This is a genomic window from Streptomyces fradiae ATCC 10745 = DSM 40063, assembly GCF_008704425.1.
GTDB lineage: Bacteria > Actinomycetota > Actinomycetes > Streptomycetales > Streptomycetaceae > Streptomyces > Streptomyces fradiae.
The window spans coordinates 1,572,362-1,586,838 of record NZ_CP023696.1 but is presented as its reverse complement, the minus strand read 5'-3'; the positions used below and the strand labels follow the sequence as shown (position 1 = coordinate 1,586,838).

Below are 14,477 nucleotides of genomic sequence, written 5' to 3'. Positions count from 1 at the left end.
GCGTCTCCTGCGGCCCGGGAGGGGTGTCACCCCGCATTCTTGTTGCCGTGCGGCGCGGTGTCACTCGGCTCCGGACAACCGCGGGCGATATGTCAGTGCTTCGGCGGGTCGGTCCCGCCCGCCCGCGGCCGTCCGGTGGTCCCCGCGAGGTCGTCGGCGTGCCCGGCGGGGGCCGTGCGGGGAGGGTCAGGCGGCCGGGTCGACCTCGCGGAGCAGGCCGGTCGTCACGTCGAAGACGAAGCCCCGCACGTCGCCGGTGTGCTGGAGGAACGGCGAGGTGCGCACCCGCTGCATCGACTGCCGCACGTCCTGGTCGACGTCGCGGAACGCCTCCACGGCCCAGGTCGGACGCTGCCCGACCTCCTGCTCCAGGTCGTCGCGGAAGCCCTCGGTGAGGGTCTCCAGGCCGCAGCCCGTGTGGTGCACGAGCACGATGCTGCGGGTGCCGAGCGCACGCTGGCTGATGGTGAGCGAGCGGATCACGTCGTCGGTGACGACGCCGCCGGCGTTGCGGATGGTGTGGCAGTCGCCGAGGTGCAGGCCGAGGGCCGCGTGCAGGTCGAGGCGGGCGTCCATGCAGGCGACGACCGCCACCTTGAGCACGGGGCGCGCGTCCATGCCGGGGTCGGTGAACTGCTCGGAGTAGCTGCGGTTGGCCTCGACCAGCCGGTCGGTGACCGTCTCGCCCTGGGCTTCGGCGGGGAGGGGTGCGGAAGTCGACATGGCTATGACGTTAACGGGCACGCCCGCGGGAGGCTCGCCGTGAGAGCGGACAAAGAACGTCAATGACGCGGGCTGTGAGGTAACCCACAGGGCGGAGGGGAGCGGCACCCGGAAGGGTGATCTGTCCGGTTTGCTCCCGGGTGTGCGCGGGCCGGGCGACGCGCTGGCCGGTTGATTGACCGGGCGGGCGAGTCGACTAGAGTGGCGCGAAGTTCACGGAGACATTGAGCGAATTCCGAGCGATTTCCGCGGTTTCTCCTCCGCGTGTGCGGTGGCACGTACGGCTCGGCCCCTCCGCTCGCCGGTCGGCCGACGCCCTCCCCGGCGCCGGAGGCCGGTGGTACGTGCGCCGAGCCGGACCTGAGAGGGAAGATGACAGGGCGCGATGGGGGTGCCGCCGGTACCGACCCGGTGCGGCTCCCCGACAACGACGGCGGCGAGCGGCCGGACGGCAACACCCGGCACGTCCCCGTGATGCTCCGGCGGTGCCTGGACCTCCTCGCACCCGCACTGGAGCGGCCCGGAGCGGTCGTCGTGGACTGCACCCTGGGCCTGGGCGGCCACAGCGAGGCCCTGCTCACCCGCTTCCCCGGGGCGCGGCTCGTCGCGCTGGACCGGGACACCGAGGCGCTGCGCCTCTCCGGCGAGCGCCTGGCCCGCTTCGGCGACCGCGCCACGCTCGTCCACGCCGTCTACGACGAGCTGCCCGAGGTCCTCGCCCGGCTCGGCGTGCCGCGCGTCCAGGGCGTCCTGTTCGACCTCGGCGTCTCCTCCATGCAGCTCGACGAGGCCGACCGCGGCTTCGCCTACGCCCAGGACGCCCCGCTCGACATGCGCATGGACCAGACGGCGGGCATCAGCGCCGCCGAGGTCCTCAACACCTACCCGCCCGGCGAGCTGGTCCGCATCCTGCGCGCGTACGGCGAGGAGAAGCAGGCCAAGCGGATCGTCGGCGCCATCGTGCGGGAGCGGGAGAAGGAGCCGTTCACCCGCAGCGCCCGGCTGGTCGAGCTGATCCGCGACGCCCTGCCGCAGGCCGCCAAGCGCACCGGGGGCAACCCGGCCAAGCGCACCTTCCAGGCGCTGCGTATCGAGGTCAACGGCGAACTGGCCGTGCTGGAGCGGGCGATCCCGGCCGCGGTGAAGGCCCTCGCCGTCGGCGGGCGCGTCGCGGTCCTCTCGTACCACTCGCTGGAGGACCGGCTGGTCAAGCAGGTCTTCGCGGCGGGCGCCGCCACCACGGCCCCGCCGGGGCTGCCCGTGGTCCCCGAGCGGTACCAGCCTCGCCTCAAGCTGCTGACGCGCGGCGCCGAACTCCCCACCGAGGAGGAGGTCGCCGAGAACCGCAGGGCCGCGCCGGCCCGTCTGCGCGGCGCGGAACGGATCAGGGAGGACGTGTGACGAAGGCGGGAGACCCGAAGGGGCGCGCGGCCCGGCTCGCCCGGTTCATGCCGTCCGGCCCGGCCACCGCCGCCCGGACCCCCTTCGTCCTGCTCGTCGTCGTCCTCCTGGGCGGGGGGCTCATCGGGCTCCTGCTCCTCAACACCTCCCTCAGCCAGGGGTCCTTCAAGCTGTCCGAGCTGAGGAAGCGCACCACCGAGCTCACCGACGAGGAGCAGGCCCTCCAGCGGGACGTCGACGCCCGGTCGGCCCCCGACGCGCTGGAGCGCAGGGCCCGTGAGCTGGGCATGGTCCCCGGCGGCGGCCCGGCGTTCCTGGAGCCGGACGGCACGGTCCGCGGCCTCCCCTCCCCGGCCCCCACCCCGGAGCCGGACCCGGAGCCCCTCCCCGGCGAGACCCCCCACGGCGCCGACCCGTCCCCGGCGGCGGCCCCGAACGCCCCGGCCCCGAACGGCTCCGTACCGAACGCCCCGGCTCCCGGCAACGGAGCCGCGCCGAACGCCCCCGCACCCCACGCCCTCCCACCCGGCGGCGCCCAGCCCCCGAGCGGCCCCGACCCGTACGCCCGCACCCCGTACGACGCGCCCCCGTACGACGCGCCCCCGTACGCCCAGCCCCCGAACGGCGGCCCGGCGCAGGTCCCGCCCGCCCCGCACGCCCCCGCCGCGCCCGGAACCGGTGCCCCCGCCCCCGCGCCCCCGGCCGCCCCCGCGCCCCCCGCCCCCGCCCCCGACCCGACGCCCCCCGGCAGGTGAGCAGTGCCCTCCCAGGAACCTCCGCACCGCCGCGTCCCCCGCCCCGCCGGCGGCGCCCGGCACCCTGCGGGCCGCACCCGCGGCGCCCGCGCCCCCCGCGACACCGCCACCGGCCGCCCCCGCCCCGCCGCCGGCCGCCCCACGCCCCGCCGGCCGCGCCAGGCGCCGCCCCGGCCGCCGGCCGCCCGCCCGCTCCGGCTCGGCAGCCCCCGCCCCCGGCTCCGCCTGGTCAGCGTCGGGCTCACCCTGGTCATGCTGGCCTTCGTCGTGCGCCTCCTCCAGGTCCAGGCCGTCGACGCCGCCGCGTACGCGGCCAAGGCCGAGAAGAACCGCTACCTGAGCCACAAGCTCGCCGCCGAGCGCGGCGAGATCACCGACCGCGCCGGCATCGCCCTGGCCACCAGCGTCGACGCGTACGACATCACCGCCGACCCGAAGATGTTCACCCCGCAGGAGAGCAAGGTCCCCGACGCGCCCGAGCAGGCCGCCGCCCTCCTCGCGCCCATCCTCGGCAAGGACCCCGCCGCGCTCGTGCGCACCCTCAAGTCCCCGCCCTCCCCCCGGTACGCGGTCCTCGCCCGCAAGCAGACCCCCCAGGTCTGGAACCAGATCAAGGACCTCAAGGCGCTCTTCGCCAGGAAGGCCCGCGAGGACCGGGCCCAGGGCGGCCCCGGCGTCAGCGTCCTGGCCGGGGTGCTCAGCGAGAAGAGCACCAAGCGCGTCTACCCGAACGGCTCCCTCGGCGCCGGGATACTCGGCTACGTCAACGCCGAGGGCCGCGGCGCCGGCGGCCTGGAGTCGATGCTCGACGAGGAACTGGCCGGCCGGGACGGCAAGATCACGTACGCCCACTCCGGCGGCCGCCGCGTGCCCACCGCCCAGGCCCGCGAGACCCCCGCCGTCCCCGGCTCCGACATCGAGCTGACCATCGACCGCGACATCCAGTGGGCCGCCCAGAAGGCCATCAGCGAGCAGGTCGCCGCCTCCCGCGCCGACCGCGGATACGTCATCGTCCAGGACACCCGCACCGGCGAGGTCCTCGCCATGGCCAACGCGCCCGGCTTCGACCCCAACGACCTCTCCCAGGCCGACTCCGCCGCCATGGGCAACGCGGCGCTCCAGGACGCCTTCGAACCCGGCTCCACCGCCAAGGTCATGTCGATCGCCGCCGTCCTGGAGGAAGGCGCCGCCACCCCCTCCACCCACGTCGTCGTCCCCAACCGCCTCCACCGGGGCGACCGCCTCTTCAAGGACGACATCGACCACCCCACCTGGTACCTGACGCTCAACGGCGTCCTCGCCAAGTCGTCCAACATCGGCACCATCCTGGCGACCGGTCAGCTGGGGAAGAACCAGGCGGAGGCCAACCGGGTCCTCCACTCCTACCTGCGCAAGTTCGGCATGGGCAGCCCCACCGGCCTCGGCTACCCCGGCGAGACCTCCGGCATCCTCGCCGACCCGAAGGACTGGAACACCTCGCAGCAGTACACGATCCCCTTCGGCCAGGGCATGTCCCTCAACGCCATGCAGGCCGCCTCCGTCTACTCCACCGTCGCCAACGGCGGCGTCCGCGTCGAACCCACCCTGGTGCGCGGCACCCGCGGCCCCGACGGCCGCTTCACCCCCGCGCCCGAACCGGCGAGGACGCGTGTCGTCAGCGAGAAGACCGCCCAGACCCTCGCCGCCATGCTGGAATCGGTCGTCGACGACCGGGAGGGCACCGGCACCAAGGCCGCCATCCCCGGCTACCGCGTCGCCGGCAAGACCGGCACGGCCAACCGCGTCGACCCGCGACTCGGCCGCTACAAGGGGTACACCGCCTCCTTCGCCGGCTTCGCACCCGCCGACGCCCCCCGCATCACCGTCTACTGCGCCATCCAGAACCCCACCCAGGGCAGCTACTTCGGCGGCCAGATCTGCGGCCCCGTCTACAAGAAGGTCATGGAGTTCGCCCTGAAGACCCTGCACATCGCGCCGACCGGAGCACCGCCCCCGCGCATGCCGGTCACCTTCACACCCGGCGACCGAGCCGAGGGGAGCCCCCAGTGACAACCATCACGCCCGACCCCGGGAACCGATCCGGCGCCGACCGCGCCCCGGCGGCCTCATTTAGCCCGATCACGGGTGCGCCCGGTACGCTCACCGCCGTGCCACACCCTGATCAGTCCCCAGCAACCGACCAGGGCGCGCCCGCGAAACAGCCGGGAGCGCCCCGTCCGGTCCAGGTCCGCCCCACGCCCCTCGGCGAACTGGCCGCCCGCCTGGGCGCCCCCGCTCCGCACGAGCCGCACCGGCCGTACGAGGGGCAGGTCACCGGCATCACCCACGACTCGCGGGCGGTACGCCCCGGAGACGTGTACGCCGCGCTGCCGGGCGCCCGGGTCCACGGAGCCGACTTCGCCGCGCAGGCCGCCGGCCTCGGCGCCGTCGCGATCCTCACCGACCCGACCGGAGCCGACCGCGCCGCCGCGACCGGCCTGCCCGTCCTGACCGTGGACGACCCGCGCGGCCGGATGGGCGAACTCGCCGCCGAGATCTACGGCCGCCCCGGCGCCGACCTCCTCCAGATCGGCATCACCGGCACGTCCGGCAAGACCACCACCGCCTACCTCGTCGAGGGCGGCCTCAAGGCCGCCGGACGCGCCTCCGGGCTGATCGGCACCGTCGAGACGCGCATCGGCGAGGAGAGCGTCAAGTCCGAGCGGACCACGCCCGAGGCGACCGACCTCCAGGCCCTGTTCGCCGTCATGCGCGAGCGCGGCGCCGACGCCGTCGCCATGGAGGTCTCCAGCCACGCCCTGGTGCTCGGCCGGGTCGACGGCTGCGTCTTCGACGTCGCCGTCTTCAACAACCTCAGCCCGGAGCACATGGAGTTCCACTCCGGCATGGAGGACTACTTCCAGGCCAAGGCGCAGCTGTTCACGCCCCGCCGCTCCCGCCAGGGCGTCGTCAACCTCGACGACGAGTACGGCAGGAGGCTGGTCACCGAGGCGACCGTGCCCGTCGTCACCTTCTCCGCCGACGGCGACCCGGACGCCGACTGGCGCGCCGAGGACGTCCGCAGCGGCCCCCTCGGCAGCACCTTCACCATCGTCGGCCCGAAGGACGAGCGGATCGCCGCCAAGGCGCCGCTGCCCGGCCCGTTCAACGTCGCCAACACCCTCGCCGCCGTCGTCACCCTCGCCGTCGCCGGGATCGACCCGCAGACCGCCGCCGACGGCGTCGCCGCCGTCCCCGGCGTGCCCGGCCGGCTGGAGCGCGTCGACGCCGGCCAGCCGTACCTCGCCGTGGTCGACTACGCCCACAAGACCGACGCCGTCGAGTCCGTGCTGCGCTCCCTGCGCAAGGTGACCGAGGGCAGCCTGCACCTCGTCCTCGGCTGCGGCGGCGACCGCGACGTCACCAAGCGCGGCCCGATGGGCGCCGCCGCGGCGCGCCTCGCCGACACGGCCGTGCTCACCTCCGACAACCCGCGCTCCGAGGACCCCCTCGCGATCCTCTCCGCCATGCTCGCCGGCGCCGCCCAGGTCCCCGCCCACGAGCGGGGCACCGTCCTGGTCGACGCCGACCGGGCCTCCGCCATCGCCGCCGCCGTCGCCCGCGCCCGGCCGGGCGACACGGTCCTCGTCGCGGGCAAGGGCCACGAGCAGGGCCAGGACATCGCAGGCGTGGTACGGCCCTTCGACGACCGCCGGGTCCTGCGGGAAGCCATCCAGAACAGTCAGGGATGAAGAAGTGATCGCCCTCTCCCTCAGCGAGATCGCCGACATCACCGGCGGGCGGACGTACGACATACCGGATCCGGACGTACAGGTCACCGGCTCCGTGGTCTACGACTCCCGCCAGGTCGAGCCCGGCAGTCTCTTCGCCGCCTTCACCGGTGAGAACGTCGACGGGCACGACTACGCCGAAGGCGCCGTCGCGGCCGGAGCGGTGGCCGTCCTGGCCACCCGGCCCGTCGGCGTCCCCGCCGTCGTCGTGCCCGACGTGACCGCCGCCCTCGGCGCCCTCGCGCGCAGCGTCGTCGAGCGGCTCGGGGCCACCGTCGTCGCCCTCACCGGCTCGGCCGGCAAGACCAGCACCAAGGACCTCATCGCGCAGCTCCTCCAGCGCGTGGGCCCCACGGTCTGGCCGGCCGGCAACCTCAACAACGAGATCGGCCTCCCGGTGACCGCGCTGCGCGCCACCGAGGAGACCCGCCACCTGGTCCTGGAGATGGGCGCGCGCGGCGTCGGCCACATCCGGTACCTCGCGCAGCTGACCCCGCCCCGCATCGGCCTCGTCCTCAACGTGGGCTCCGCCCACATCGGCGAGTTCGGCGGCCGGGAGCAGATCGCGCTGGCCAAGGGCGAGCTGGTCGAGTCCCTGCCGTCCGCGGAGCGGGGCGGGGTGGCCGTCCTCAACGCCGACGACCCCCTGGTGAAGGCCATGGCGTCCCGCACCGAGGCGCGCGTGGTCTTCTTCGGGGAGTCCGCGGAAGCGTCCGTACGCGCCGAAAACGTCCGTCTCACCCCGGCCGGACAGCCCGCTTTCCGCCTTCACACACCCACCGGGTGCAGCGACGTGACCATGCGCCTGTACGGTGAGCACCACGTGTCGAACGCGCTCGCCGCGGCCGCCGTCGCCCATGAGCTGGGCATGCCCGTGCACGAGATCGCCGCCGCGCTCTCCGAGGCGGGCTCCCTCTCCCGCTGGCGCATGGAGGTCACCGAGCGTCCGGACGGTGTGACGATCGTCAACGACGCCTACAACGCGAACCCCGAGTCCATGCGGGCCGCCCTGCGCGCGCTCGCCGCCATGGGCGAGGCCGCACGGGCCAGGGGGGGCCGCACGTGGGCGGTGCTCGGCCTGATGGCCGAGCTCGGCGACGAGGCGCTCGCCGAGCACGACGCGGTCGGACGGCTCGCCGTCCGACTCAATGTCGGCAAGCTCGTCGCGGTCGGGGGCAGGGAAGCGTCCTGGCTGCAACTGGGCGCATACAACGAGGGTTCGTGGGGTGAGGAGTCGGTGCACGTGTCCGACGCGCAGGCGGCGATCGACCTGTTGCGCAGTGAACTGCGTCCGGGTGACGTCGTGCTGGTGAAGGCTTCCAGGTCGGTCGGGCTCGAGCGGGTCGCCCAGGCACTGCTCGGGAACACCACCGAGGGCGAGGTCGCCGGCCGATGAGGCAGATCCTCTTCGCGGGGGCCATCGGGCTCTTCCTGACCCTGATCGGTACGCCGCTGCTGATCAAGCTCCTGGCCCGCAAGGGATACGGGCAGTTCATCCGGGACGACGGCCCGCGCACGCACGGCAGCAAGAAGGGCACGCCCACCATGGGCGGCATCTCCTTCATCCTGGCCACGCTCATCGCGTACGCCCTGGCCAAGGTCATCACCGGCGAGGACCCGACGTACTCGGGTCTGCTGGTGCTGTTCCTGATGGCCGGCATGGGCCTCGTCGGCTTCCTCGACGACTACATCAAGATCGTCAAGCAGCGCTCGCTCGGTCTGCGCGCCAAGGCCAAGATGGCCGGCCAGCTCATCGTGGGCATCGCCTTCGCCGTGCTCGCGCTGCAGTTCTCCGACAAGCGCGGACTGACCCCGGCGTCGACCAAGCTGTCGTTCATCACCGACTTCGGCTGGACCATCGGCCCGGTGCTGTTCGTCGTCTGGGCGCTGTTCATGATCCTGGCGATGTCGAACGGCGTGAACCTGACGGACGGTCTGGACGGCCTCGCCACCGGCGCGTCGGTGATGGTCTTCGGCGCGTACACCTTCATCGGGCTCTGGCAGTTCCAGGAGTCCTGCGCCAACGCCGAGACGCTGACCAACCCGAACGCCTGCTTCGAGGTGCGCGACCCGCTGGACCTCGCCGTCGTGGCCTCCGCCCTCATGGGCGCCTGCTTCGGCTTCCTGTGGTGGAACACCTCGCCCGCCAAGATCTTCATGGGCGACACCGGTTCGCTCGCGCTCGGCGGCGCCCTCGCGGGTCTCGCCATCTGCTCCCGCACGGAGCTGCTGCTCGCGATCCTCGGCGGCCTCTTCGTCCTGATCACCCTCTCCGTGGTCATCCAGGTCGGCTCCTTCCGGCTGACCGGCAAGCGCGTCTTCCGCATGGCGCCACTCCAGCACCACTTCGAGCTCAAGGGCTGGTCGGAAGTGCTCGTCGTGGTCCGTTTCTGGATCATCCAGGGCATGTGCGTCATCGTGGGCCTGGGCCTCTTCTACGCGGGATGGGCAGCCGACAAGTGAGCAGCAGCGCAGCGGACTGGCGGGGCAGGCGGGTCACCGTCGCCGGACTGGGCGTGAGCGGCATCCCCGCCGCCCGCGTCCTGCACGGCCTGGGCGCGCACGTCACCGTCGTCAACGACGGCGCCGACGAGCGCGCCCGCGCCCAGGCGGCCGAACTGGAGGCCGAGGGCATCGAGGTCCGCCTCGGCGAGGACGGCTCCCCGGCCCGGCTCCCCGAGGGCGCCGAGCTGGTCGTCACCGCGCCCGGCTGGCGCCCGGACCACCCGCTGTTCGCCACCGCCGGCGCGGCCGGCGTCCCCGTCTGGGGCGACGTCGAACTCGCCTGGCGGCTGCGGGACCTCGACGGCCGCGCGCCCGCCCCGTGGCTCGCCGTCACGGGGACCAACGGCAAGACGACGACGGTCCGCATGCTCGCCTCCATCCTGGAGGCGGCCGGCCTGCGGACCGCCGCCGTCGGCAACATCGGCGTCTCCCTGCTCGACGCCGTCCTCGGCGACGAGCGGTACGACGTCCTCGCCGTCGAGCTCTCCAGCTACCAGCTGCACTGGGCGCCGAGCGTGCGCGCCCACTCCGCGGCCGTGCTCAACCTGGCCCCGGACCACCTCGACTGGCACGGCTCCATGGAGGCGTACGCCGCCGACAAGGGCCGTGTCTACGAGGGCAACACCGTCGCCTGCGTCTACAACGCCGATGCCACCGACAAACCGTCCACCGAGGACCTGGTCCGCGAGGCCGACGTGGAGGAGGGCTGCCGGGCGATCGGCTTCACCCTCGGCACGCCCGGCCCCTCCCAGCTCGGCCTCGTCGACGACATCCTGGTGGACCGCGCGTTCGTCGCGAACCGCCAGAAGCAGGCGCAGGAGCTCGCGCAGGTCTCCGACGTGAACCCGCCGGCCCCGCACAACATCGCCAACGCGCTCGCCGCGGCGGCCCTCGCCCGCGCCTTCGGCGTGGAGCCGGCGGCCGTCCGCGAGGGCCTGCGGAACTTCCGGCCCGACGCCCACCGCATCGCGTTCGTCGCGGAGGTCGACGGGGTCGCGTACGTGGACGACTCCAAGGCCACCAACACCCACGCCGCCGAGGCGTCGCTCGCCGCGTACGACCCGATCGTGTGGATCGCCGGCGGCCTCGCCAAGGGCGCCGCCTTCGACGAGCTCGTCGCCCGCTCCGCCGGGCGGCTGCGGGGCGCCGTCCTCATCGGCGCCGACCGCGCGCTGGTCCGCGAAGCCCTCGCGCGACACGCCCCGCAGGTGCCGGTGGTCGACCTCGACCGGACCGACACTGGGGCGATGGCGGCGGCGGTCCGGGAGGCGGCGCGGCTGGCCCGGCCGGGGGACACCGTGCTCCTCGCCCCGGCCTGCGCCTCGATGGACATGTTCGTCAACTACAACAAGCGGGGCGAGGCGTTCGAGGAAGCCGTCCGCGCCCTCGCCGCCGGGGACGCCTGACCGAGCCGCCGGGTCCGGCGGCGCCGGACACGACTGGAGGGGACAGCGACCATGCCGGCCGACGACACCGCGGGCCCGGCGCCCGTCCGCGCACGGGCCGCCGCCGACACGCTCGCCGCGCGGCTCGCCACCGCGGGGCGGCGCCTCGCGGAGCTGCTCCCGCGCGCCGTCCCGCCCCCGCCGGCCGCCGCACTGCCCGCGGGCGGTCCGGCCTGGCACCCGGCCGCCCGGCCGCCCGCCGCCCCCTGGCGCCGCAGCGCCGCGCCTCCCGCACCAGGCGCGTGGAGGCCCGCCCCCGGCCCGCGTCCCCTGCCGGGCCCGACCCCGCGGCGGCCCGGCCCCGCGGCCCGGCTGGAGCCCCACGCCCCGCCGCCCGGCTCCGTCCCGCCGCCCGGCTCCGCCCCGGTGCCCGGCTCCGCCCCGGTGCCCGGCTCCGCCCCGCCGCCCGGCCTCGCCCTGCGCACCCGCACGACCGGCCCCCGCAAGAGCGCCGCCGCCGCGCGCGGCCGGGCGCCCCGCCCCCGGACCCCCGGCGGTTCGACCCGGCCGCCGCGCGGCGGGGGAGTGCGGGGGCTGTACGAGCGGGCGCGCCGCGCCTGGGACCGGCCCCTCACGGCGTACTACGTCATCCTCGGCGCCAGCATGCTCATCACCGTGCTGGGCCTCGTCATGGTCTACTCCGCGTCGATCATCAAGGCGCTGGAGCTGTCCCTGCCCGCCACGTACTTCTTCCGCAAGCAGTTCCTCGCCGCCGCCATCGGCGCCGCCCTGCTGCTGCTCGCCTCCCGCATGCCCGTCCGGCTGCACCGGGCCCTGGCCTACCCGCTGCTCGTCGTCACCGTCTTCCTGATGGTCCTGGTGCAGGTGCCGGGGATAGGGCACGCGGTCAACGGCAACCAGAACTGGCTGTACCTCGGCGGCCCCTTCCAGCTCCAGCCCAGCGAGTTCGGCAAGCTGGCGCTGATCCTGTGGGGCGCGGACCTGCTCGCCCGCAAGCAGGACAAGCGGCTGCTCACCCAGTGGAAGCACCTGCTCGTGCCGCTGGTGCCGGGCGCGCTGCTGCTGCTCGGCCTGATCATGCTCGGCGGCGACATGGGCACCGCGATCATCCTGACGGCCATCCTGTTCGGCCTGCTGTGGCTGACCGGCGCGCCCACGCGCCTCTTCGCGGGCGTCCTGGGCGTCGCCGCCGTGATCGGCGTGGTGCTGATCCGCAGCAGCCCCAACCGCATGTCCCGGGTGGCCTGCCTGGGCGCCACGGACCCGGGCCCGGGGGACGCCTGCTGGCAGGCCGTGCACGGCATCTATGCTCTGGCGTCCGGCGGATGGTTCGGATCCGGGCTGGGGGCGAGTGTGGAAAAATGGGGTCAACTCCCCGAACCGCACACCGACTTCATCTTCGCCATCACCGGGGAGGAACTGGGGCTGGCGGGGACGCTGTCGGTGCTCGCCCTGTTCGCGGCTCTAGGCTATGCGGGTATTCGCGTGGCCGGACGCACGGAGGACCCCTTCGTGAGGTACGCCGCGGGAGGTGTGACCACCTGGATCACGGCCCAGGCCGTGGTCAACATCGGTGCGGTGCTCGGCCTGCTGCCGATCGCCGGTGTCCCCCTCCCGCTGTTCTCCTACGGGGGCTCCGCCCTGCTGCCGACCATGTTCGCCGTCGGGCTGCTGATCGCCTTCGCGCGTGACGAGCCCGCCGCGAAAGCGGCCCTGGCCGGCCGGGGGCCCCGTTCCGGCGGCCGGGCCGGGGTGAGTTGGAAGTCGATGCGACGGCGCGTCAAGAAGCGCCCGTCCGGAGAGCGGTGAATTTCGGTGCATGTCGTACTCGCCGGCGGGGGGACCGCCGGCCACATCGAGCCCGCGCTCGCCCTCGCGGACGCCCTGCGCAGGCAGGACCCGACCGTGGGGATCACGGCCCTCGGCACGGAGCGGGGCCTGGAGACCCGGCTCGTGCCCGAGCGGGGCTACGAGCTGGCGCTCATCCCCGCCGTACCGCTGCCGCGCAAGCCCACGCCCGAGCTGATCACCGTGCCAGGGCGGCTGCGCGGCACGATCAAGGCCGCCGAGCAGGTCCTGGAGCGCACCAAGGCGGACTGCGTCGTCGGCTTCGGCGGCTACGTTGCCCTGCCCGGCTATCTGGCGGCCAAGCGGCTCGGGGTGCCCATCGTCGTCCACGAGGCCAACGCGCGGCCCGGCCTGGCCAACAAGATCGGCTCCCGGTACGCGGCGGCCGTCGGCGTGGCGACCCCCGACAGCAAGCTGCGCAACGCCCGGTACATCGGCATCCCGCTGCGCCACTCCATCGCGACCCTGGACCGCGCCCGGGTCCGCCCCGAGGCCCGCGCGGCGTTCGGCCTCGACCCCAACCTGCCCACGCTGCTGGTCTCCGGCGGTTCGCAGGGCGCCCGCCGCCTCAACGAGGTCGTCCAGCAGGCGGCTCCGGTCCTCCAGCGGTCCGGCATCCAGATCCTGCACGCGGTCGGGCCGAAGAACGAGGTGCCGCGCGTCGACAACATGCCCGGGATGCCGCCGTATGTCCCGGTATCGTATGTGGACCGGATGGACCTCGCGTACGCGGCGGCCGACATGATGCTCTGCCGCGCGGGCGCGATGACCGTCGCCGAACTCTCCGCCGTCGGGCTCCCCGCCGCGTACGTCCCGCTGCCCATCGGCAACGGCGAGCAGCGGCTCAACGCCCAGCCGGTGGTGAAGGCCGGCGGCGGCCTGCTGGTCGACGACGCCGAGCTGACCCCGGAGTGGGTCCAGGGCAACGTCCTGCCCGTCCTCGCCGACCCGCACCGGCTGTACGAGATGTCCCGCGCCGCCGCCGAGTTCGGCCGCAGGGACGCCGACCAGCTGCTCGTCGGCATGGTCCACGAGGCGATCGCGGCACGCCGCTAGGGGCGCGCCCGGCTCAGGAGGGCAGGGAGCATGGCCGGACCGTCGACCGCCGAGCGCGGCGCCAGGAGGCCCGCGGGCGCGTCGCCGGGCCGGCCGGCCGCCGGCAGGGGCCCGGAGCGGGACAAGGGCGTACGGCGCCTTCGCGTGCGCCCCCGCGTCCTGCTCCTGGCCCTCGCCGTCCTCGCGCTCGCCGCCGGGACCGGCTGGCTGCTGTACGGCTCCTCCTGGCTGCGGGTCGAGCAGGTGTCCGTGTCGGGCACTCGGGTGCTGACGCCGTCGCAGGTCCGCTCGGCGGCGGCCGTCCCGCTCGGTGAGCCGCTCGCCTCCGTCGACACCGGCGCCATCGAGGCGCGGCTGCGCCGGGCCCTGCCGAGGATCAAGTCGGTCGACGTCGTCCGTTCGTGGCCGCACGGAATCGGTCTCGAAGTGACCGAGCGGAAACCGGTTCTGATCGCCCGGCAGGGCGGAAAGTACGTCGAAGTGGACGCGGAGGGGGTCCGCTACGCCACGGTCGCCACGGCGCCCGCCGGGGTGCCGGTCCTCCGCCTCGACGCGGGGCGCTCGCCCAGCCTGCGCCGCTTCGGCGCGGACCGGCTGGCCCGCGAGGCGGTGGCCGTGGCGGCCGGGCTCCCGGAACGGATCGGCCGCGACCTGCGGGCGGTCCGCGTCCGCTCGTACGACTCCGTCACCCTGGAGCTGTCGGGCGACCGCACGGTGTTCTGGGGGAGCGGCGAGGAGGGCGAGGCGAAGGGGCGCGCGCTCCTCGCGCTGATGAAGGCGGCGCCCAAAGCGGGACACTTCGACGTCAGCGCCCCGACCGCCCCGGCGGCGTCGCGGAGTTGACGTGCATAAGCCCTGGCCAGCACCCTGGTTGGTCAGCGCCGTGGGTGATCACATAGGGTGAAAAGAAAAACGGGAGGTTCGGCGTGTTCGTTGAACGCGCGCCACTCGTCGACCTAGTGTCCTGTTCGGAAGAGTCCAGGGAGCAGGCACACTGGTAACCCTAAACTTGA

Annotated in this window: 11 protein-coding genes; 10 read left to right on the top strand and 1 reads right to left on the bottom strand. The window is 74.3% G+C overall.

Annotated features, from left to right (window positions below; translation table 11 throughout):
* Positions 1 to 186: 186 nt before the first annotated feature.
* Positions 187 to 723, bottom strand: a complete 537-nt coding sequence (locus CP974_RS07015) for a beta-class carbonic anhydrase (RefSeq protein ID WP_031133882.1) — start codon at positions 721 to 723, stop codon at positions 187 to 189.
* A 474-nt stretch (positions 724 to 1,197) separates the two neighbouring features.
* Between CP974_RS07015 and rsmH the strand changes: the two genes are divergently transcribed.
* The 10 genes from rsmH (at position 1,198) to CP974_RS06965 (ending at position 14,307) form a co-directional block, all read left to right on the top strand.
* The gene (gene rsmH / locus CP974_RS07010) at positions 1,198 to 2,124 is read left to right on the top strand and encodes a 16S rRNA (cytosine(1402)-N(4))-methyltransferase RsmH (protein ID WP_031133880.1); all 927 of its coding nucleotides are present in this window, start codon (positions 1,198 to 1,200) and stop codon (positions 2,122 to 2,124) included.
* Entirely contained in the window at positions 2,121 to 2,879 is a 759-nt protein-coding gene (gene ftsL / locus CP974_RS07005) for a cell division protein FtsL (RefSeq protein ID WP_150485781.1), read from the top strand. The genes rsmH and ftsL overlap by 4 nt, the downstream gene beginning before the upstream one ends.
* A 3-nt stretch (positions 2,880 to 2,882) precedes the next feature.
* Positions 2,883 to 4,928: a peptidoglycan D,D-transpeptidase FtsI family protein gene (locus CP974_RS07000; RefSeq protein WP_069976023.1), complete on the top strand. Its 2,046-nt coding sequence runs from the start codon at positions 2,883 to 2,885 to the stop codon at positions 4,926 to 4,928.
* Complete coding sequence (locus CP974_RS06995; protein ID WP_031135367.1) at positions 4,925 to 6,610, top strand: UDP-N-acetylmuramoyl-L-alanyl-D-glutamate--2,6-diaminopimelate ligase; 1,686 nt, start codon at positions 4,925 to 4,927, stop codon at positions 6,608 to 6,610. The genes CP974_RS07000 and CP974_RS06995 overlap by 4 nt, the downstream gene beginning before the upstream one ends.
* A 4-nt stretch (positions 6,611 to 6,614) precedes the next feature.
* Positions 6,615 to 8,045 carry a UDP-N-acetylmuramoyl-tripeptide--D-alanyl-D-alanine ligase gene (locus CP974_RS06990; RefSeq protein WP_031135366.1) on the top strand — a complete coding sequence of 477 codons (1,431 nt, stop codon included), beginning with the start codon at positions 6,615 to 6,617 and terminating at the stop codon, positions 8,043 to 8,045.
* Positions 8,042 to 9,112: a phospho-N-acetylmuramoyl-pentapeptide-transferase gene (mraY, locus tag CP974_RS06985; RefSeq protein ID WP_031135364.1), complete on the top strand. Its 1,071-nt coding sequence runs from the start codon at positions 8,042 to 8,044 to the stop codon at positions 9,110 to 9,112. The genes CP974_RS06990 and mraY overlap by 4 nt, the downstream gene beginning before the upstream one ends.
* On the top strand, positions 9,094 to 10,560 hold the full coding sequence (gene murD, locus CP974_RS06980) for a UDP-N-acetylmuramoyl-L-alanine--D-glutamate ligase (RefSeq protein ID WP_031135362.1): 1,467 nt from the start codon (positions 9,094 to 9,096) through the stop codon (positions 10,558 to 10,560). The genes mraY and murD overlap by 19 nt, the downstream gene beginning before the upstream one ends.
* Before the next feature lie 423 nt (positions 10,561 to 10,983).
* A complete protein-coding gene (gene ftsW, locus CP974_RS06975) occupies positions 10,984 to 12,369 on the top strand; it encodes a putative lipid II flippase FtsW (RefSeq protein WP_085921544.1) in 1,386 nt (461 codons plus the stop codon).
* A 6-nt stretch (positions 12,370 to 12,375) separates the two neighbouring features.
* The gene (gene murG, locus CP974_RS06970) at positions 12,376 to 13,464 is read left to right on the top strand and encodes an undecaprenyldiphospho-muramoylpentapeptide beta-N-acetylglucosaminyltransferase (RefSeq protein WP_031131919.1); all 1,089 of its coding nucleotides are present in this window, start codon (positions 12,376 to 12,378) and stop codon (positions 13,462 to 13,464) included.
* 30 nt (positions 13,465 to 13,494) lie between these two features.
* Positions 13,495 to 14,307 (top strand): cell division protein FtsQ/DivIB, encoded by an 813-nt coding sequence (locus CP974_RS06965; protein WP_031131917.1) that lies wholly within the window; start codon positions 13,495 to 13,497, stop codon positions 14,305 to 14,307.
* The last annotated feature ends 170 nt before the right edge of the window (positions 14,308 to 14,477 follow it).